The organism is Pontibacillus sp. ALD_SL1, assembly GCF_017355605.1.
Map to the genome: position 1 here is coordinate 2,220,679 of NZ_CP062974.1, position 18,600 is coordinate 2,239,278.

General features: G+C 39.7%; 22 protein-coding genes and 1 riboswitch. Of the genes, 5 read left to right on the forward strand and 17 right to left on the reverse strand.

The features are described from left to right. Window positions 1-273: 273 nt before the first annotated feature. Entirely contained in the window at window positions 274-1,389 is a 1,116-nt protein-coding gene (locus IMZ31_RS11265; RefSeq protein ID WP_207527472.1) for an NAD(P)/FAD-dependent oxidoreductase, read from the reverse strand. A 64-nt stretch (window positions 1,390-1,453) separates the two neighbouring features. After that, window positions 1,454-1,630, reverse strand: coding sequence for a hypothetical protein (locus IMZ31_RS11270; protein WP_207530470.1), 177 nt, complete (start codon window positions 1,628-1,630; stop codon window positions 1,454-1,456). Between the two features lie 89 nt (window positions 1,631-1,719). Between IMZ31_RS11270 and IMZ31_RS11275 the strand changes: the two genes are divergently transcribed. Continuing rightward, window positions 1,720-2,907 carry a cytochrome P450 family protein gene (locus tag IMZ31_RS11275; RefSeq protein ID WP_207527473.1) on the forward strand — a complete coding sequence of 396 codons (1,188 nt, stop codon included), beginning with the start codon at window positions 1,720-1,722 and terminating at the stop codon, window positions 2,905-2,907. Between the two features lie 98 nt (window positions 2,908-3,005). On the opposite strand, the gene IMZ31_RS11280 is transcribed toward IMZ31_RS11275, so the two are convergent. The 3 genes from IMZ31_RS11280 to IMZ31_RS11290 form a co-directional block, all read right to left on the reverse strand. Then, on the reverse strand, window positions 3,006-3,914 hold the full coding sequence (locus tag IMZ31_RS11280) for a cupin domain-containing protein (RefSeq protein WP_242705543.1): 909 nt from the start codon (window positions 3,912-3,914) through the stop codon (window positions 3,006-3,008). Between the two features lie 86 nt (window positions 3,915-4,000). After that, on the reverse strand, window positions 4,001-5,392 hold the full coding sequence (gene nhaC, locus IMZ31_RS11285; RefSeq protein WP_207530379.1) for a Na+/H+ antiporter NhaC: 1,392 nt from the start codon (window positions 5,390-5,392) through the stop codon (window positions 4,001-4,003). Window positions 5,393-5,655: 263 nt separating this feature from the next. Next, complete coding sequence (locus IMZ31_RS11290) at window positions 5,656-6,096, reverse strand: hypothetical protein (RefSeq protein WP_207527474.1); 441 nt, start codon at window positions 6,094-6,096, stop codon at window positions 5,656-5,658. A 156-nt stretch (window positions 6,097-6,252) separates the two neighbouring features. Here IMZ31_RS11290 and IMZ31_RS11295 point away from each other — a divergent pair, with 156 nt between their 5' ends. After that, on the forward strand, window positions 6,253-6,891 hold the full coding sequence (locus IMZ31_RS11295; RefSeq protein WP_207527475.1) for a YczE/YyaS/YitT family protein: 639 nt from the start codon (window positions 6,253-6,255) through the stop codon (window positions 6,889-6,891). A 30-nt stretch (window positions 6,892-6,921) separates the two neighbouring features. On the opposite strand, the gene IMZ31_RS11300 is transcribed toward IMZ31_RS11295, so the two are convergent. After that, a complete protein-coding gene (locus IMZ31_RS11300; protein WP_207527476.1) occupies window positions 6,922-7,464 on the reverse strand; it encodes a GNAT family N-acetyltransferase in 543 nt (180 codons plus the stop codon). Between the two features lie 122 nt (window positions 7,465-7,586). Then, a riboswitch (SAM riboswitch) is annotated at window positions 7,587-7,701 on the forward strand. Window positions 7,702-7,795: 94 nt separating this feature from the next. Here IMZ31_RS11300 and IMZ31_RS11305 point away from each other — a divergent pair. After that, window positions 7,796-8,845, forward strand: coding sequence for a homocysteine S-methyltransferase family protein (locus IMZ31_RS11305; RefSeq protein WP_207527477.1), 1,050 nt, complete (start codon window positions 7,796-7,798; stop codon window positions 8,843-8,845). An 81-nt stretch (window positions 8,846-8,926) separates the two neighbouring features. Here the strand turns inward: IMZ31_RS11305 and IMZ31_RS11310 are convergent, their stop codons facing one another. The 9 genes from IMZ31_RS11310 to IMZ31_RS11350 form a co-directional block, all read right to left on the reverse strand. Next, window positions 8,927-9,298 (reverse strand): VOC family protein, encoded by a 372-nt coding sequence (locus tag IMZ31_RS11310; RefSeq protein WP_207527478.1) that lies wholly within the window; start codon window positions 9,296-9,298, stop codon window positions 8,927-8,929. Window positions 9,299-9,418: 120 nt separating this feature from the next. Continuing rightward, on the reverse strand, window positions 9,419-9,793 hold the full coding sequence (locus IMZ31_RS11315; protein ID WP_207527479.1) for a VOC family protein: 375 nt from the start codon (window positions 9,791-9,793) through the stop codon (window positions 9,419-9,421). A 114-nt stretch (window positions 9,794-9,907) separates the two neighbouring features. After that, the gene (locus IMZ31_RS11320) at window positions 9,908-10,165 is read right to left on the reverse strand and encodes a hypothetical protein (protein WP_207527480.1); all 258 of its coding nucleotides are present in this window, start codon (window positions 10,163-10,165) and stop codon (window positions 9,908-9,910) included. A gap of 262 nt (window positions 10,166-10,427) precedes the next feature. Beyond that, window positions 10,428-10,880 carry a hypothetical protein gene (locus IMZ31_RS11325; RefSeq protein ID WP_207527481.1) on the reverse strand — a complete coding sequence of 151 codons (453 nt, stop codon included), beginning with the start codon at window positions 10,878-10,880 and terminating at the stop codon, window positions 10,428-10,430. 8 nt (window positions 10,881-10,888) lie between these two features. Beyond that, window positions 10,889-11,311 (reverse strand): hypothetical protein, encoded by a 423-nt coding sequence (locus IMZ31_RS11330; protein ID WP_242705544.1) that lies wholly within the window; start codon window positions 11,309-11,311, stop codon window positions 10,889-10,891. A gap of 197 nt (window positions 11,312-11,508) precedes the next feature. After that, window positions 11,509-11,775, reverse strand: coding sequence for a 2Fe-2S iron-sulfur cluster-binding protein (locus tag IMZ31_RS11335; protein WP_207527483.1), 267 nt, complete (start codon window positions 11,773-11,775; stop codon window positions 11,509-11,511). Window positions 11,776-11,870: 95 nt separating this feature from the next. Continuing rightward, window positions 11,871-13,796, reverse strand: a complete 1,926-nt coding sequence (locus tag IMZ31_RS11340) for an ATP-dependent DNA helicase (RefSeq protein ID WP_207527484.1) — start codon at window positions 13,794-13,796, stop codon at window positions 11,871-11,873. A gap of 74 nt (window positions 13,797-13,870) precedes the next feature. After that, on the reverse strand, window positions 13,871-14,674 hold the full coding sequence (locus tag IMZ31_RS11345) for a metallophosphoesterase (RefSeq protein WP_207527485.1): 804 nt from the start codon (window positions 14,672-14,674) through the stop codon (window positions 13,871-13,873). A 151-nt stretch (window positions 14,675-14,825) separates the two neighbouring features. Further along, window positions 14,826-15,779, reverse strand: a complete 954-nt coding sequence (locus IMZ31_RS11350; protein WP_207527486.1) for an LCP family protein — start codon at window positions 15,777-15,779, stop codon at window positions 14,826-14,828. 241 nt (window positions 15,780-16,020) lie between these two features. Between IMZ31_RS11350 and IMZ31_RS11355 the strand changes: the two genes are divergently transcribed. After that, window positions 16,021-16,299: a hypothetical protein gene (locus IMZ31_RS11355; RefSeq protein WP_207527487.1), complete on the forward strand. Its 279-nt coding sequence runs from the start codon at window positions 16,021-16,023 to the stop codon at window positions 16,297-16,299. A gap of 44 nt (window positions 16,300-16,343) precedes the next feature. Here IMZ31_RS11355 and IMZ31_RS11360 read toward each other — a convergent pair whose 3' ends face one another. Both IMZ31_RS11360 and IMZ31_RS11365 read right to left on the reverse strand, forming a co-directional pair. Further along, window positions 16,344-17,234: an RluA family pseudouridine synthase gene (locus IMZ31_RS11360; protein WP_207527488.1), complete on the reverse strand. Its 891-nt coding sequence runs from the start codon at window positions 17,232-17,234 to the stop codon at window positions 16,344-16,346. Between the two features lie 20 nt (window positions 17,235-17,254). Further along, window positions 17,255-17,527, reverse strand: coding sequence for a hypothetical protein (locus IMZ31_RS11365; RefSeq protein ID WP_207527489.1), 273 nt, complete (start codon window positions 17,525-17,527; stop codon window positions 17,255-17,257). A 149-nt stretch (window positions 17,528-17,676) separates the two neighbouring features. On the opposite strand from IMZ31_RS11365, the gene IMZ31_RS11370 reads away from it, so the two are divergent. After that, on the forward strand, window positions 17,677-18,528 hold the full coding sequence (locus IMZ31_RS11370; RefSeq protein ID WP_207527490.1) for an STAS domain-containing protein: 852 nt from the start codon (window positions 17,677-17,679) through the stop codon (window positions 18,526-18,528). Window positions 18,529-18,600: the final 72 nt, after the last annotated feature.

An 18,600-nucleotide genomic window follows, 5' to 3' on the forward strand; every position in this document is an offset into this window, starting at 1 on the left:
CGGTTAATGAAACAATATAATTTCCATTAGCTTGTGATAAGCAAAAGGTAATATAGTAGCTATGACTATGCCTGAAGCTATCGTAATGGTTACGTAAGTTTTATATTGAACCGATGTTATCTCACTTCGTTTTTTAGCAATGATGAATACTTTTACCATTGAATAAACAGTTATCAATATAATGATAGCTGAAAATATTGATAATAATGTAACCTCCAAACTACTCACCTTACCTTCTACAACACGATCTCATTATCGGAGCGATGACTTGTATCATTGGATGGCTAAACTTGGGTCAAAATCGGCTCTGTCAATCTTCGTTTCTTTCTCCATAGCAATGTTAGCAAGTTCCATTCCAAAATACGGCCCGCTAGTTAATCCAGATGCCCCTAGACCGTTTGCTACAAACAGCCCTTCTACATCAGGGACCTTGCCAAGTACAGGTCTTGATCCTGGTGTGAACGGTCTAAAGCCGACTTTAGTTTGAACATAATGACCTTCTGAGAGCCCTGGAGCAACACGAAGGACTTTGTCTAATAGTTCAGAAACTCCACCAGCTGTGACCTCACTATTGAAACCAGCTTCATCTTCCTTAGTAGCGCCTACAACAATCCTTCCATGTTCAAATGCTAAAATGTAGTGATTGTATGGTGGCAAGACGACCGGCCATTCACTTGTATCACAATCATGGAGATCCAAATGAATGATCTGAGCTTTTTGTGGACGAGCCTCAAAATGTAGACCTAGTGGTTTTAGAATCTCTTTAGCCCATGCACCACCTGCAACCAGAACTTGATCACTTTTATACTGTTCTCCATCTACTTTAACACCTGTAACATGATTTCCTTCATATACAAGTGAGGCATCTCCAGCAACTATTTCAGCCCCATTTTTCTCAGCTGCCCGCAAAAGAGCATCTCTCACGGCTCCCCCATTAACACGAGCACCACCGCTTACATGTACAGCACAGTATTCCTCTGATAATACAGGGAACAGCTTATGTGTCTCTTCAGCTGATAGCCTTGTCACTTCCCCCATTTCTGGAGTCGTTTCTCTTCTATTTAATGCGACTTCCATTTTGCGGTCTAGTTTCTCTTCAGTATCAAAAATATTTATGGCACCAACCTGTTTATATCCGGTCTCTGTCTCCCCGTCTTTCTCTAGCGCTTCAATCAGCTCGGGGTAGTAAGCTGCTCCGTTCTCAACGAGTTGATACCAGGATTTATTTGAACGATTCGTTAGCCAAGGGCAAATAATACCTGCTCCTGCTTCAGTGGCTTGCCCACGATCTTGTCGGTCAACGAGTGTGACTTCTTCACCTGCTTTAGCCAGATGATAGACAGTTGAGGCCCCGACAATTCCGCCTCCAATTACGATATGTTTTTTCATGATGACACCTATCCCTACTCAGTCTTATGTACTCTCGTCATTGTACAAGATCTAAGAGTACAACTCAATTAGACCTCTTTTCGCTTTCACTAAAGAGAAGCAATAACGTCGCAATTGGACCCGCAAACAACGACAACAGGAACCAATTCAAACCAGTCCGATTCTTCCCTTGAGCTAGAGCAGCATTAATTAAAGCAAGCGTCCCCCAACCTACATAGTAGGATTCGTCCAGTGTAATCACCCCCACTAAAACCTTAACACAATTTTGGTAAATAATGTTTGTTAGATTATTCTTACTCTTTTATACTGTAATAAAAGAGGAGGGAAGACATGAGTACAAAAGAAAAAATTTTTCAGTCTCAATTCAAAGAAGGCGCTTATCCGTTTTACGAAGAGCTTCGCCAAGAAAACCCGATCTTCAAGATGTCAGAAGTACATAACCAGACGACCTGGATGGTGACGCGCTATAGTGATGTGAAAGAACTATTAAAGACACCAAGCTTCTTGAAAGACTTCTCAAAATTATATCCAAATGAAGATGAGGAAAGTGTTGAGCAAAATATTTTCAGTAATATGATGCTAGACCTTGACCCACCCGACCACACAAGACTTCGCAAACTTGTCACGCCTTACTTTAATCCCACAACGATCTCAAGCTTAAGCCCAAGGATTGATGAAATTGCCAAAGAATTAATTGAAGAAATGAAAGAAAAACAAGGCCCTGTAGACTTAATCGATGAGTTTGCTTTCCCATTACCGATTATCGTCATTAGTGAGCTGCTAGGAGTGCCAGCTGAAGACCGTAACTCGTTTCGAAAATGGTCTAACACAATTGTATCAGCATCCGAAGGGGAACACCCTCAATTCTCACAAGACGTCAAAGACTTCGTAGTTTATTTATGTGAGCTGTTCGAGCGCCGCCGTCATGAACCTAAAGACGATCTCATCTCAAACCTCATTCAAGCCGAAGAAGAAGGTGAACAATTAAGTCGTAATGAACTCTATTCAATGGTTGTACTTCTTATCATCGCCGGTCATGAGACAACAGTGAATTTAATAGCCAATACGATTTACGCGCTCTTACAACATCCCGATCAATTCAATAAACTAAAAGAGGACCACAGTTTAATTGAAAGCGCCATTGAAGAAGGGCTCCGTTACTATAGCCCAGTTGACTTCTCAACCGCTCGCTGGGTGGAAGATGACCGTGAGTTTCACGGCAAGACTTTAAAACAAGGTGATGTGATCTTTGCTTCTTTAAGCTCAGCGAACAGAGATGAACAGAAATTTAAAAATGCATCCAACTTCGATATAACGAGGTCCAATAATCAGCATGTAGCCTTTGGGTTTGGCTTTCACTTTTGCCTCGGTGCACCGCTTGCTAGATTAGAAGGGAAAATTGCTCTCCGACATCTATTAACTTCTTGCCCAAATCTGGAGCTCGCCCGACATACACCTCCTACATGGCGGAAGATGTTTTTACTAAGAGGTTTGGAACAGCTCAAAGTAAGGTTATAAAACTGGTAGAGAAACTTATAAGTTAACAGCTTCTACCCCTTAACTTAATTTGTGACAAATAAAAAGAGGTGCAGTGAGGAAGTCACTGCACCTTTCCCTTATTCTTCTGCTTCCATTGCATCTGCCTTCGTCTCATGAACCGTACCAAATGGATGTTCAGGTGGTGCATAAATAACATACACTTTCATCGGTATGTCTCCGATATTCTTCACATTGTGCCATTTCCCTGCTGGTACCATGATGGCAAAGTCATCCCCAACCTTTTGTTCAAACGTAAGCTGGTCTTTCGTGTCTCCCATCTGTACCAAACCTTCTCCTTGCTCAAGTCGAATGAATTGATCTACATTAGGGTGAACTTCTAACCCAATGTCGCTTCCAGGCTGTATACTCATTAATGTGACTTGAAAATGTTCGCCGGTCCACAGAGCTGTACGGAACGTATCGTTTTCAAGAGTGGCCTTATTAATATCGATAACAAAAGGCTCTCCACCGTAATCTTGCAATGTCAGACGTGTTTCATCAGATGATAGTGCATTAAATCGTTCAGCATTCTCCACTTCGTCATTACAAGCTCTTAAGAATACATCGTGGACCGGTGAAAGATGAGATTGCTCATAATGTTCACGATACACTTCATAATTTTCAGACTGAATGTCATAGGCTTTATTTAAACCTTCTTCATACGTATGAAACGAAATAGGATTGATTTGATACGTTGGACGATTACCCATAATCTCTGTATACAGATCCGTAAATCGGTTCAAATGATCTTGCTCTTTCCTCAACGATTGAACGATATTTATATAATCCTTTTCGCTAGGTGCAGCTTGCGCTAAGCGACTATAGAAGTCAACCGCTGTCGCCTCACCCTTTATTCCTCTTAACAGCGCTTCTGCTACGCGCTGGTTGCTTCTACTCATTTCAGTTGTGCCGTATGAAGCACCATCCTGATACGGATCAATGTGTGAACCATAATACACATTCATCATCCCCTTCAAAAAATTCATCACCCCATCCTATGCAAAGTGCCCATCATTTGTACGGAAATCATAAAAAAAGGACTAACCCCTTGCGAGGCTTAGTCCTTACTTTGTTACATTGAAGTCGACTGACCTGACTTTTCTTCTATCTTATTTTTCACAATGCTGAAACCTATAATGGCAAAAATAATCGACAGAATTGGTGTAATGATATTAAAGAAAGCATAAGGTGCATAGGAGAGCGTTTGAACACCAAGCGTCCCTGCTACAAAAACACCTCCTGTATTCCAAGGGACAAGAACACTTGTCACTGTACCTCCATCCTCAACCGCTCGAGATAAATTCTTACGATGAAGGTTATGCTTAGGATATACTTCCGCGTACATACGAGCAGGTATAATAATAGAGATGTATTGCTCTGCCATCGATATGTTCGTAAGGAATGAGGTGAAAATAGTGGTTGGAATGAGTGCTCTACCAGAGCGTATTAAACTGACAATGCCATCCATCAACCTCTCAAGCATCCCCATACCTTCTAATACACCTCCAAAAATCATGGCTACAAGAGTAAGCGAGATTGTGTACATCATACTGCTTAATCCACCTTTATTAAGCAGTTCACGAATCATCTCATTATCAGTCTCTAGTGAGAAGCCATCGTAAAGTGTGGTCACAGCCGTGCCTACTTGATCTCCCTGAACTACAATCTGACAAAGAAAACCTAAAATAACCCCAATACTTAAAGCAGGCAATGCAGGAACTTTAAATAAAACGAGTATGATGACGACAAGGGGAACTAGAAGTAACCAAGGAGAAATAAGAAAGTGGCTCTCCAAGCTCGTCATAATTCCTTCAATTTTATCCTTTTCGAAACCGTTTACAGAAAATTGTCTTCCTAAAAAGAAAAAGATACAAAATGCAATTAGATAAGCTGGAATCGTAGTATAAAGCATATGTTTAATGTGTTCGAACAAGTTCACATCAGCTATTCCTGAAGCCAAGTTCGTCGTGTCTGATAAAGGGGACATCTTATCACCCATATATGCTCCTGAAATAATAGCCCCAGCTGTCATTGGTTCTGGAATCCCCATACTAATTCCAATACCCATACCTGCAACACCTACTGTCGCCATCGTCGACCATGAACTTCCAATCGATAAGGCAACAATTGTACATAGAAGCATAATGGAGACGAGGAAAAAGCCAGGTGATATGAGTTTAAGTCCATAAAAAATCAAACTCCCTACAATTCCCCCACCAATCCATGAACCGATAATCAGGCCTACTAAAATTAAAATAACTATTGCTGGTAACGATTTATGTATACCTTTATAATAACTATTTTCAATAGCTTCCCATGAATACCCATAAAGTAAAGCAATAATAGAAGCTGAAAAAGCCCCTAACAATAAAGGTACATGAGGCGCCCCCTCATACTTAATGATCGTAAATCCCATCCCCACAATCATAATGAGTAGCGGCAAAACCGCCACAAAAAGCGGCATATCTTTCTTCGAATTTTCCAAACCATCAACTCCCTTCTTTACATTACAATTTCTGAACTATCCCTCATTTCCCTTCGAACTAAACTACCCATTTTTAAAATAAGGAAAAGGAACCAGCTCAAACAATAATACTTTTTGATAAGATGAAACTTCTTAATGAAGGTACGAAGAGGAAAACTTGAAGAAGTTAAAGACAAATAAAAAAGAAGTGCAACAGTTAAGTTGAGCACTCCTAAAAAGCCAATCCCATTTTCCGAACTCTATTATAAATGAGCAGATCTAGGACCTAGTTGATCAACAAGGATACCCTTTACTTGATTAAAGGTAACATCCGTTAACTTATCGCGATAGATGGTCTCTTCTGATCCATCGACCATATTTAACGTCAGCATATCATTGTTAATCATAACGACATTATGAATCTGATTGTAATTTATTTGTTTACTCTTTAGTAATGGAATTTGCGCAATTTCAAGATGATCTTCATGAAATTCAATGTATGACTTCTTTCTTATTGAATAATAGTATAAGGCCTTTACTACTCCAATAGTTAAAGTGCCCCCTAATAAAAGCTTATCACTTGAAGTAAGGCCCGACTGGAACAGAAGCAATAGGAACAAACTCACCACACCTAAAGCAGCATAGTAGAACAACACGTTATTTCCTTTACGTTTCCACGCTACACTTGAACCATACGGAAACATGATAACTCCCCCAAACTCGTTCTTTTTGTTATTTTATCAGAAAATTCTTTCAAAATCTACAGCTCTTCTTTTTAGATTGACCCAAACTTCTAATGCGTACTAGAATGGCTCAAGGTTACAAAAGCCCTGATACTAAAGGAAAGACGAGGGTCAAGAATGATATATCGCGTAAGTATTTATCTGTTAGGTATGTTGGTTAACTTTTTCGGTGTGGCATTACTTATTAAAGCCACTTTAGGCGCGGGATTTTGGACAGCTTTGTTTGTGGGATTATCTGATCAACTTGGATTTACTGTCGGTGTTTGGTACGCCCTCTTTCAGTTCTTGTTTATTTTCGCTAATGGCTGGCTCATGAAGCAGACACCGGAACCGCGTGCCATTATACCGCTTGTATTAGAAAGCTTAATTCTAGACTTTTGGCTCGAGGTCGTTTTTCATAACTTCACATTGCTCCACTCCCCATTCTTGTTACAGGTTGGAGCGCTTATGCTCGGAATTACTCTTAGCGCTGTCGGAGTAGGGATGTATATTCTGCCTGCCTTGCCAAGAGCGCCTGTGGACCAGCTCTTTTTAGCCATCGCAAGCAGATTCAAAATAAGCTTACGCCTTAGCCAAACACTTGTAGCGCTTACTACATCAACATCAGCGCTCTTAATTGGAGGCCCTGTTGGACTAGGCACTGCAACTGGTGTACTATTTGCAGGTCCAATCATTCAGCTAACGTACAGTAAAGCTTATCCTTATTATTATCTAATTCATCCTCACTACAAAAAACGATACGAACTTGCTTTATAAAGAAAAGCGTCTGCACTTGAGCAGGCGCTTTTATAAAAGCTTTTCTAATTGAAGATCTAACGGTTCCTTCTGATAGATTTCATCGTTGACCTCTTGCGCTAGTATACAGCCTACGGATTGATAAAAACGTTGCGTTTCTACTGCCGGATGAGCGCCAATGTAAATTTTCTCAGCTCCCAGGTCTTTAGCGATCTCGCAACACTGATAAAATAATTGTTTCCCTATGCCTTCCCCGCGATATGAATTTGAAACATGAATAAAAGGAAGTGGCACATATTGATATGCTGACCCGAAAAAACGATTTTCTATATTTGCAAATCCTGCTAACTGATTTCCTTCAAAGGCAGCTACTACACCTCCCCCTTCTTCGATACATCGTTTTAAGTACATGGAAATATCCTTTTTCTGCTTTACGCTCCAATTATCAATAAAAGAATCAGACTTTATCTTTACATCAGTTTGGTTAGTCGTATACCACACATTTTTAGTTTCTTGAAAGCGATCGAATTCTGTTAAAAATTTATCATCAATCTCGTCAGCGCTTACATTTCTTACCTGTAGAGTTCTCTTCATGACCCATACCTCCCACCTTATCTTACAAAAAAATAGAATCTTAACATTTTTCTGAAAAAGGATTGACGATGAAAATATTACCCGTTATAATCCATATCAAGCTTTACTAATTAAATAACATACTCTTATCCAGAGTGGCGGAGGGACTAGGCCCTGTGACGCCCGGCAACCTTTCAAGGATCGTCTTGAAAAAGGTGCTAATTCCTACAGATCGTTTATTGATCTGGCAGATAAGAGGAGGCCTTGTTACATACACCCTCTTCTTATTCAGGAAGAGGGTTTTCTTATACCCTCTTCCTTATTACTTACACCCTCGAAAGGATTGATTAACATGAAACGAACACTCGAACAACGATTACAGGATGGACCGGTTATTTGCGGAGAAGGCTATCTATTCGAATTGGAGCGTCGAGGCTACCTCCAAGCTGGATCCTTCGTTCCTGAAGTAGCTCTTGATAACCCTCAAGCACTAAAGCAAACCTACCGCGATTATATGAATGCAGGTTCTGACGTTGTGTTAGCCTTCACCTATAATGCTCACCGTGAGAAGATGCGCATTATTGGGAAAGAAGAGCTATTAGAACCACTTAACCGACAAGCAATTCGTCTTGCAAAAGAAGTGGCTCAGGAGAATCCAGTCGAAGAAGCGCTTGTGGCTGGAAACATATCAAATACAAACCTCTTTAATCCTGAAGATGAGTCTTCAAAAGAGGCCGTTCGCACAATGTTTGCCGAGATGATCTCTTGGTGTAAAGAAGAGGGGGTCGATTTCGTAAACGGAGAAACGTTCTACTACTATGAAGAAGCACAAATTGCTCTTGAAGAAGTGCTAAAGCAAGACCTCCCTGCTGTTATTACGCTGGGCGTTATGGGCGAGAATAGAATGCGTGACGGCTATGAAGTAGAAGAAGCCTGTCGTTTGCTTCAAGAACAAGGAGCTTTAGTTGTTGGAATGAACTGCTTCCGCGGACCTATTACAATGCAGCCTTTTGTAGAAAAAATTCGTGAGGCTTGTGACGGTTATGTAGCTGCACTACCTGTTCCCTACCGCACCTCAGAAGAACACCCAACGTTCTTTAACCTACCAGATGGCGGTTGTGCGTGTCATATACCAACAGAAACGACATTCCCAACCTCTCTTGATCCGCTTTACTGCAACCGTTACGAGATTGCTAGTTGGGCTAAAGATGCACTAGACACAGGGGTCAATTACTTCGGGTTATGTTGCGGCGCTTCTCCCAGCATGCTTCGTGAAGTAGCTGAAACAGTTGGCCGTGAAGCGATTAATTCTAAGTACTCCCCTGATATGAAGAAACACTTCCTATTTGGTTCAGACGACTCGTTGAAAAAGCATAATCAAGCGTATCGCGTGAAAGCCTAAAATTGTAAGAAAGGAGGAACAAACCATTTGTTTGTTCCTCCTTTTTTATAACCCGATTGTGATAAAACCTATTAAATTCAATTATCTATGTTGATCAATAAGTATAGGATTCCCATCAGGATCTTCAATTGTAAAACTTTCTGGACCTTCACTCGTTTCATCTGCTTCTGAAAGGATTTTAACTCCACTTTCTTTTAGCTTTTTTTGAAGTTCCCTGACATCGGTAAAAGAATCCAGTTCTTTAGCATCTTGATCCCATCCAGGATTAAAAGTTAAGATGTTTTTCTCGAACATGCCTTGGAAAAGCCCAATCACACAGTTTCCATTTTTCATAATAACCCAATCTTGATCAGGGACACCTCCAAGGGAATCGAATCCTAACGTTTCATAAAAAGCCTTAGATTTGTTAATGTCTTTTACAGTTAAGCTAACAGAAAATGCACCAAGCTCCATACGATATCCTCCTTATGATTAACTTCCTCCCTTATTATCTTCGCTCTAGTGGAAACAAAAACCTCTTATTGAATTTCAATAAAAGAACCTACACCGACTAAAATACTGATTCACTAAACCTTACCAGTGTGCTTGAAGTTTATTACCATTCAGGTCATAGAAATGGAAATAAGCATGATTTTTATCTTCTTCTATATTCTCCACTTTAACTTGATGATTCATTAAGTGTTGATGGAATTCAGATAATTTTGGACTTGTAAAGCCAATACTAAATGCTTGTTCATGATTAATTGTAAAATGCGCAAACGTTTCATCTTCAGTAGGCACTAACACAAGTAAAAAAGAGCCTTCATTTACTTTTATAATCGCAACTGGTTCCTCCGTAATAGTTAATAACTGGAGCCCTAATACATCTCTATACCATTCTGCGGACTGTTCTAAATCTTTTACTGGGATTCTAATGTAATGAACTTGTTCAATAAATGATTTACTCATCATCTACCGCTCCTTCATTTAATCTTGGTTTTTAGTTGAATACCTTTTATTACGATCTTCTTTGACTGCTTTCATTGCACCGTTATAAGTCCTTCTTATTTTCATAAACATAGCTTACTGCTCTTCCGTAATAGTCATCTTTATGTAATGGATAAGAATCAGAGTGACAAGTCCTATACCGAAAAGTATGCCACCAGAAACTAAGAAGTTATTTATATAGCTTTCTACTCTAATATGAAACATATCAGGATCCGATCTACCCTTATCAGCCATCAATGTGCCAAAGTTAGTACTGAAGAATAAAAGTATAAATCCAATCACAGATGATGTAAGCCCGATAGTTACAAATCGATAATAATTTTCCTTTGTCATAAGAATCCTCCAATTTTATAAAGTTTATATCTTCGCATTGTTAGTACAACAAACTTATTAACTTATTTTAACATCAATTACCAATATCGGTTTAAAATTCTGCATTTCAATAAATTAGAACATCCTTAAATTGAAGCTCTAAGTCTTTTATAGCTTATTCAATTAACCTTCCCGTTTCGTAATTTGGTCTGCTAATCAGAATGCTACCTCGTATGTTTCTCCATCAAAACGGAGCCATTATTAGTAAGCAATCGCTTTTCCGCTAATAATCCTTCTTTAAACTATCCAACATCAAGTATCCTAAAACCACTCCAGCAACGGTTGTGAGCGTAGGTTGACTTACTAAAATTAAACCAGGCATTCTCATTCCTTCCCCAAATGGAGTTAGAGGCAAGGTTGACCAAGCGACAACCACAAGAGCAGGCACTCCGACAGCCAAGCCTCTAACCCAGTCAAATGTCCACCGCGTGCGTGCCATAACTTCTAAAATAAATTTAGGAAGTCGCAAGAGAATACCGATCCCCACAGGAAACAGTGTAGTAAATAACAGCAATGCAGTCGGGCGCTCATACGTAATCTTATACTCCTGCTGTAAATCCATTTCATAACTTTTCCCTAAGTAAATAATCAATCCAATCGCAAGTGTCCATACAAAATAATAGCCAAATAGCTGCTTCTCCCGAATAAATATCTCCTCCTTTATATTTACATCCAATTGGTTCCCTATAATCTATTTAAAAGAACTACATAAAGAGTAAATGTGCCTGTTATGACCAAAAAGGTTATTGGAATCGCTCGTAAAGTTCCATTCCTCTGTAAAGCTTTAATAAATACAATAAAGGCCATCACAGCAAAACAGTAATAAATATAGATCATCGGATAATAAGAGAATGGGCCTAGAAAAAGACTCAGAACAGAAAACTGTAGTATAAAAGCAAGAGTTGATGCTGCTATCCACTTACGTTCATCTTTGACCTCCCTGAATGACTTAATAGACAATACGAAAAGACTTAACACTACTACGCTAAGCAACCATTCATAAACGAAAAACATCTGTTCATAGTTCACAGATAGAATGTAGCCCAATATGAATAAAGGAATCATCGCCATTAGTAAATAAACCGTCCCTTTTATACTAGGTGTCATGTTCATAGCCCCCTTAATTATCCATATTTTAACATAATGAAATTATGAATACCTCCCATAGCCCTTACTTTATATAAGCTGAACGACTCTAATCCTCCCATAACTTTCATTATCACCTATTTTTGAATACACAAAGGAGGAGCACCAGACCTTTTACAATCTGATGCTCCTCTATATTAGTTAATAAAGTTATGTACCTATTTTAGCGGAACCGTTTGACAAGCTAAGCGGAAGCCGTCTTCAAGTTCACCTTCTAGCTTCACATGTTCCTTCGGTGTTGGCTTGTTTACCACTTCTTCTCCGTTAAGTAGCTCCACACGGCAACGCGTGCAATTTCCTTTTTGGCATTTGTAATCTAATGGAACATCTTGCTCAAAGGCTGACGCTAACAAGGACTGCCCCTTAACAGGTTGGATAGAAAATTCCTCATCTTGCTGTTTTACACGAATCATCATTTGGTCCATCTTTATCTTCCTTTCTATAACACAAGTCTCTTTTATTGTACGCATAAACGGAGAGCATAACAAGAAAGGGAGAGAATCACTCTCCCCCCTATTGTTTAACTCCACTGAATTGGTGTTGGAGCTATGCCTTCTATTTCTTTGCCGATAGCTTCGTACTGCTCTGGTGTTAACCATACGTGGACAAAACCTTGATCTTCGTGTCCGCGAATTAAGCGACCGATTCCCTGGCGCATACGTAGAAGCATATACGGAAGATCCACTTCTTGCATTGCATCCCCTGCGTGGTTACGCTTCGCATCAAAGACGGGATCTTTTGGTGGGAATGGTAAGGAAGAGATTATCACCTGTGACAGCGCCTCCCCTGGTACATCTAACCCTTCCCAAAGGTGATAAGAGCACAAGACCGTCGCATGATCTTGTTGGAATGTCTGTACCGTCTCGCTTATCTCCCTGTCTCCTTCATAAAGCATAGGGAAGGAGAAGGATTGACGATCCGCCCAAGTTCTGAAACGATTCATTTCTTCTAGAGAAGAGAATAAAATCAACGTCTTTCCTGCTTGGTTCTCTAAATGAGCCTTCATATTCTCCCACTTCTGTTCTTCCCCTTGGTCAAGGTGGCCGTTCATCTTCATTTGTTCCTCGTAATCAAACGGCGATTCAACCGTGAAGGAAAGATAATTCTTGATACCAAGACTACCTGCAATATACGAGAAGTCTTTCTGACGAGAAAGAGTGGCAGATGAGAATAAGAATGGAATGTTCTGACTAAACACTTCTTTCTCTAATACATCTTCCACAAGGCGTGGCATAATAACAAAGGAACTGTCTTCATTGTTTGTTTCAAGCCAGAAGATTCCTTTATTATCTTTTAACAGAATAGCTAATCCATAAGAGAAGAACTCCAAGTATTCTTCAATAATCTTCACATTATAATCATCCATTAAGAAGAGTTCGGAATCAAAGACGAGCTGTTCAAGCAAGCTGTGTACTTTTTTGTTCAACTGTTCTGCCAAATCGATCATTTCTTTCGAACGAGGAACTTCATGGCGGTTTGAACCTTCTACTTCAGAACTCGTGTCGCGAAGAATATCAAACCACTTGTCGTGCATTTCCAGAATATCTTCAATCAAGAGGAGGGATTCTTCCCGAATATCCTGATTTAAGTATTCCGTTAGAACACTTGTAAGAGTCTTCGAGTTAAAGCGATATGTTAACGCCTTTTGAGCAGCAAACTCAAGCAAATGCCCTTCGTCAAAAATAACGCTACTTGCTTCTGGTAAGAGCGGAAGCTGCCCTTCACGCTTTCTCGAATCTTTCGTCCATACATGTTCCATATAGAAATCATGAGAACAAATGATTAGATCAGATGAATGACGGTAGTATTGACGATTTAACGTTTGACCACAGCGGTGACGCCAATCACACGTTGAACACTGCTGAAGAGGATCCCAGGAAATAGCTTCCCATTTTTCATTCGATACCCACGGATATTCTTTTCGATCCCCGTAACGTTCGAACTTTTGCATAGAAGCATCGCCACCGAAAACAAATTCAGGAATGGAATCGTACACATCAAGAATATCCTCATCTTCTGTTGTTTCCTCAAGCTTATCTAGCTTCTTTACACAAACGTATTGTTCGCGTGCTTTCGCTAGACGCACGTCTACATTTAATCCCAGTGCTTCTTCTAGCTTCTCAATGTCTCCGCCTTTTTTGACAAGCTGTTCAATCAGTGTTTCATCCGCACACGAAATAATTGCGGGTTTATTCATATAACGGGCATAACAAATCGCATAAAGCAAGTATACAAACGTCTTCCCCGTTCCTACACCCGCTTCTGCGAAGATAGTTTCCTTATTCTTAAAGGCCTGTTCTACCTGGAACGCCATATAAATTTGTTCGTCCCGAAGCTCATAGCCTTGTTCTGGTAAAATGTCGTAAAAGACATCTCCAATATAATCACCTAATACATCAAAGAATGTATCTTCCTTGGAGATTTCAAATGGAAGAGTTTGTGTCATCGTATTCTCCTCTTACCCTTTTTGAGGGTGAAAATTTATTGCAGCATTCCTTATCATATCAGTTTTTTAGCTGCTCATGAATGTTTTTTTATTGAACGGAGGGTATGAACCGTCACTTCGCTTCTTACAAAGAAGCGAATATTCCACCTAGACTGTCCAACTCCTTTAGAAATGTAAAAGGAACCATGCTCATGATCGTGCTTCCCTTTATAAATTCCTTGTTTAGCTAGCTTGCCCATGTTCTTGATTTTAAAGAAGTACGGGATGTTGACCTGTTTCCCATGTAAGTGTCCACACACAAGCATTGTAAACGGGTGCTTGACTTGAAGCAACACATCAGGATCATGGGTGAGCACTAGCACATCTTTCTTATCATCCCCTAAAAAGGAGAAACTCTTCTCAGGATCGTGGTACCCTTGGGCATGATCATCCACTCCGACAATTACGACGTCATCTTTTTCGACGAATTGATTCTTTAATAAGTGTATCCCGTGTTGGTTAATTAAATCTTCAAGACCTTTAACATCATCTATATCACGATCGTGATTACCGAGGACTGCATACGTTTCAACACCTGATTCTTCTATAAGTTGCAAGAACGGTTTGAGGGTTTCGAATTCTTTTTCAGATTGATCAATATAATCTCCTGTTAAAAATATATAATCAGGTTTTTCAGCATGAATAAGTGCCTTAATATTGGCAAGCGAAATACGCATGTGACGAATATGTAGATCACTTATTTGCAAAATCTTCTTATTCGTATTCCCTTCCCAATCGACCCGCTCAACTTTCAGCCATTTCGTTGGTAAAATGAAAAAAGCTTCCCACGCAAGCAGAAAGAAGATTACACCAGCCAGTATCCATGTTACCAAAGTCATTTTCCGCACCTCTTTTGCTTTAAGATTACTAATTCCCTATCCCTTCCCTTATTTCCTTTTTCCTATAGAACATTTTATGTAGGAAATAAAAAGAAATCACGAAAAAGATGCCCGCCAGAAACGGACATCTTCTCTCTATACCCTATTTGAGCTATTCCAAAAACGACTGTAATGCTTCTCTCGTTTTCTCTTCATCATGGGATAAAACTGCCCCTTCTCCAGGCACGCGCAGGTTTGAATATCCTACATCTTTTGGAATGGTCAAGGTTTCAATATCATCCGGAGTGTTTAATAGGAAATCTGTTCCAAGCCCTAAGATCGACGTTGTACCCATATTTGTTTTCACATAGGGTTGAATGGACCCAAGTGCTCGTGGCAATCGTGCTAAGCCTGTGAAGGATACAAATTCATCCTTAAGTGCTTTCAATACCTTCTGTTGGCGCTCAACCCGCATCAGGTCTCCATAAGAATCGTTACGGAACCGAGCGTAGCCGAGCAATTCTTTTCCATTCAGGTTCTGATCCCCAGCTTTTAGGTCAATTGTTTGAACACCGTCTTTATAATACATATCCTTCTCAACAGTAATCGGCACACCATCTGGAGCAATCGTATTGACGATACTGACAAATCCGTTAAAGTCAATAATGGAATAGTATTCAAGGTCGACCCCAAAATTCTCTTGAATCGTCTGCCTCATTAACTCAGGGCCGCCTAATGCAAAAGCGGCATTTAGCTTTTTATATCCATAACCCGGGATATTTACGTAGGTGTCTCTCATTAAAGAGACAAGCTTTAACTTATTTTTGTCTGTATCATATTGGCCAATCATTATTGTATCTGAACGAGTTGTTTCTTCTCCACGCTGATCAATGCCCAATAAAAGGACATTCGTCTTTCCTTCTGGACTATCTATTCCCTCAAATGGCTCATCCCCATAACTCTCACTCATACCAGGAGCATCTTCATTTGCTCCCCTCAGCCCCGCTGTATATTCATATAAGATATAAGCGCCTATTAGGACGAAGAAAACAAAAAAACCTAACACGATTCTCCTTGTCCTTTTTTTGCGCTTCGCTCTTCTCGTATTAAAACGTTTCTCTTCCACCTATGACTCCCCTTCCGCCCATTCAGCAGAATAGTATAGTAGGATTGATGTCTATATATGTACAAGCTATCACTTAATCCTATTTTCTATCTAGTGGCATTATACCATATTGCCAAAAATCACGAATACTTTTACAAAGTACCGCAACTTCCACTTTAATAATCTCAACAACCATTATGTTAAAATAAGGACTGCAAAAAGGTGTTCTGATGCACGCAAAGATTGAAGGGAGTAGAGATTAATGGAAGTATGGATTTATTTTAGTTTTATTATTGCATCCCTATTGTTATCTTATTTTAATAGTATCTTGCTAGTAAGAAGCGGAAAAACACCACTTAAAAACATATGGATCAATAGTTTTACTATTACTATTATAATTATGACTACAGCCATCCTATGGTGGTCTAATGTTGAAACGAACTGGATAAGCCAGCGGTCTGGTGTTATCTATTACATATGCTCTACGTTTTTAATAGGCTTCTCTCACTATGCATACTTATCTAAGGTGACAGCGAAGTAACAAAAAAGACGAGACGCTCAAGTCATAGCCTTGAGCGTCTCGTCTTATTCAAATATAGGCGATTCATCTATAAATGGCGCTTCACATGTGATCGTTTCGCCTGTAAATGGATGAGGGAACGTAAGTGAAGATGCATGCAATGCTTGTCGTGGTGCCGCATTCTTCTTCCCTCCATAAAGGGAATCACCTAAGAGCGGATGACCAATGTGACTCATATGGACACGGATTTGGTGTGTTCTTCCAGTTTTTAAGAAAAGCTTTACAAGTGTTGCTTTCTTTTCTTTTAGATAGCCGTGCACTTCGTAGTCCGTAACTGCAGACTGACCCTTAGGAGAAACGCGCTTTCTAGTTGCATGGTGACGGTCTTTTCCAATTGCTTGATCAATCGTCCCTTTTTTCTTAGAAACAAAGTCATGAACAAGAGCAAGATAAGCACGTTTTACCTTTCGTTCTTCTAGCAAACGGTCCATAATGGAGCCTGCTATTCTGTGCTTCGCAAACAATACCGCTCCCGTTGTGTCACGATCCAGACGGTGAATATGACGAACATTAGTATGAGGACCACAGTGGTGAGTAACTGCATTTAATAGCGTACCCGTCTGTCCCTTTTCATTAGGATGAGTATCCATCCCTGCTGGTTTGTTAGCTACTAGAATATGGTCATCTTCAAACAAGATCTGTACATCCTTCTCGTCTTCGACCACATCGGATTCTTCAGGGATGAAGACTTGTGCCTCTAAATAATCCCCTTCTGCGAGTGTCTCACTCCAACGTTTTTGCTCGTTATTAACGAGCACCCCTTTGTCCATACGAATCTGATGGAGTTGCTTCTTTGGGATTTGCCATACGTCTCGTAATAAGGCTTCAATTGTGTAACCGTTCCATTTTGATGGAACTTCAAGTCCCATCCAATTCTCTCTTTTGTCTAGTTGCATCGTTTATTCCTCGCAATGATTTATTTTAACGAATGAAAGGTTTGAATCAATTCGTCAGGTGCATGCTTCACGTTATAAGAGAAGACTCCTTTGTTAGTGTGTAAATATAAAAACCCATACAACTCAGCCGTACCTCTGTAAGACATATCGAAAACATGTTGTAAGTCAAACACATTTTGATCAGTTGTAATCTTGTCTTCTGATAGGACAAGGTAACACTCTTCTTCCTGATAGAGCTGCTGTCCATTTTGAATAGACCGGGTCACGCAATAATAGGGATGACGATAGAGCATAATTCCTCCTCTTGAAACTGCACTTTGTCCCGATTGTACCACAATAAGAACGCCCGCTCATAATTCCTTCTTAATAATGAGAGTTTAAAATTGCGCTTTAAACCACTATTGTTTTACGATTAGAGTAATAAGCATTAGGAGATGGTGAAATGAAGCAAGAGCTTGAATATATTGGAAATAAAATCATCAACCATAAGAGAGATCTCGCTCATGCTGTAGAAGCTTTGGAAGCTAAAGAATTTGTAAATACATTAAAATCAGTAGAAGTGCCCTATGATCAAATCATTACATGGCGGACAGAGTTAATTGAAATTATTGGCGATTCCCTTATAGAAAACCATGATGATGTTATGAACAGAACAAGAGAATGGGCCCATCGAGTTGGACAAAAATGCCTAGACATCGGTGTACCGTTAAATGAATCACTTCGAAGTTTGGCATTCTTTCGGACAGTGATATGGGATGTATTTGAAGAAGACTTAGAACAGCAAAACTTCTCTGCTGTTACAATGCTAGACGTAAGTAAGCTAATTAATCCCTTATTAGATGAAGTGAGTTATATATTCAGTAACCTTATTGTAAGAGATCACCAGAAAACAATGAATATTGCCCAACTCGCAATGGAAGAACTATCTGTACCGGTTGTACCGATTACAAAAGGAGTAGCCATTCTCCCACTAATTGGAGAAATTGATACACACCGAGCAAAACTAATCATGGAATCCACTTTGAAACATAGTACAGAGGATCAGCTCGATTACTTAATTATTGATGTATCTGGCGTCCCAATGATTGATACAATGGTAGCCAATAACATTTTTAGTATCATTCAGGCGTTAACGATAATGGGAGTTGAAGCTAGCATAACGGGAATGAGGCCAGAGATTGCTCAAACTGTTATTAGCCTAGGTATTAACTTTAAAGACATTAACAGCTATGCCAATATGCAACAAGCACTTGAAAAGATCGGATTCACCCACGAAAGCCAATTACAAACGTAAATAAAAACGGGTACTTGCCTTCCTTTCTTAATGAATGAAAGAAGACAAGCACCCGTTTTATTTTTCTTTAAC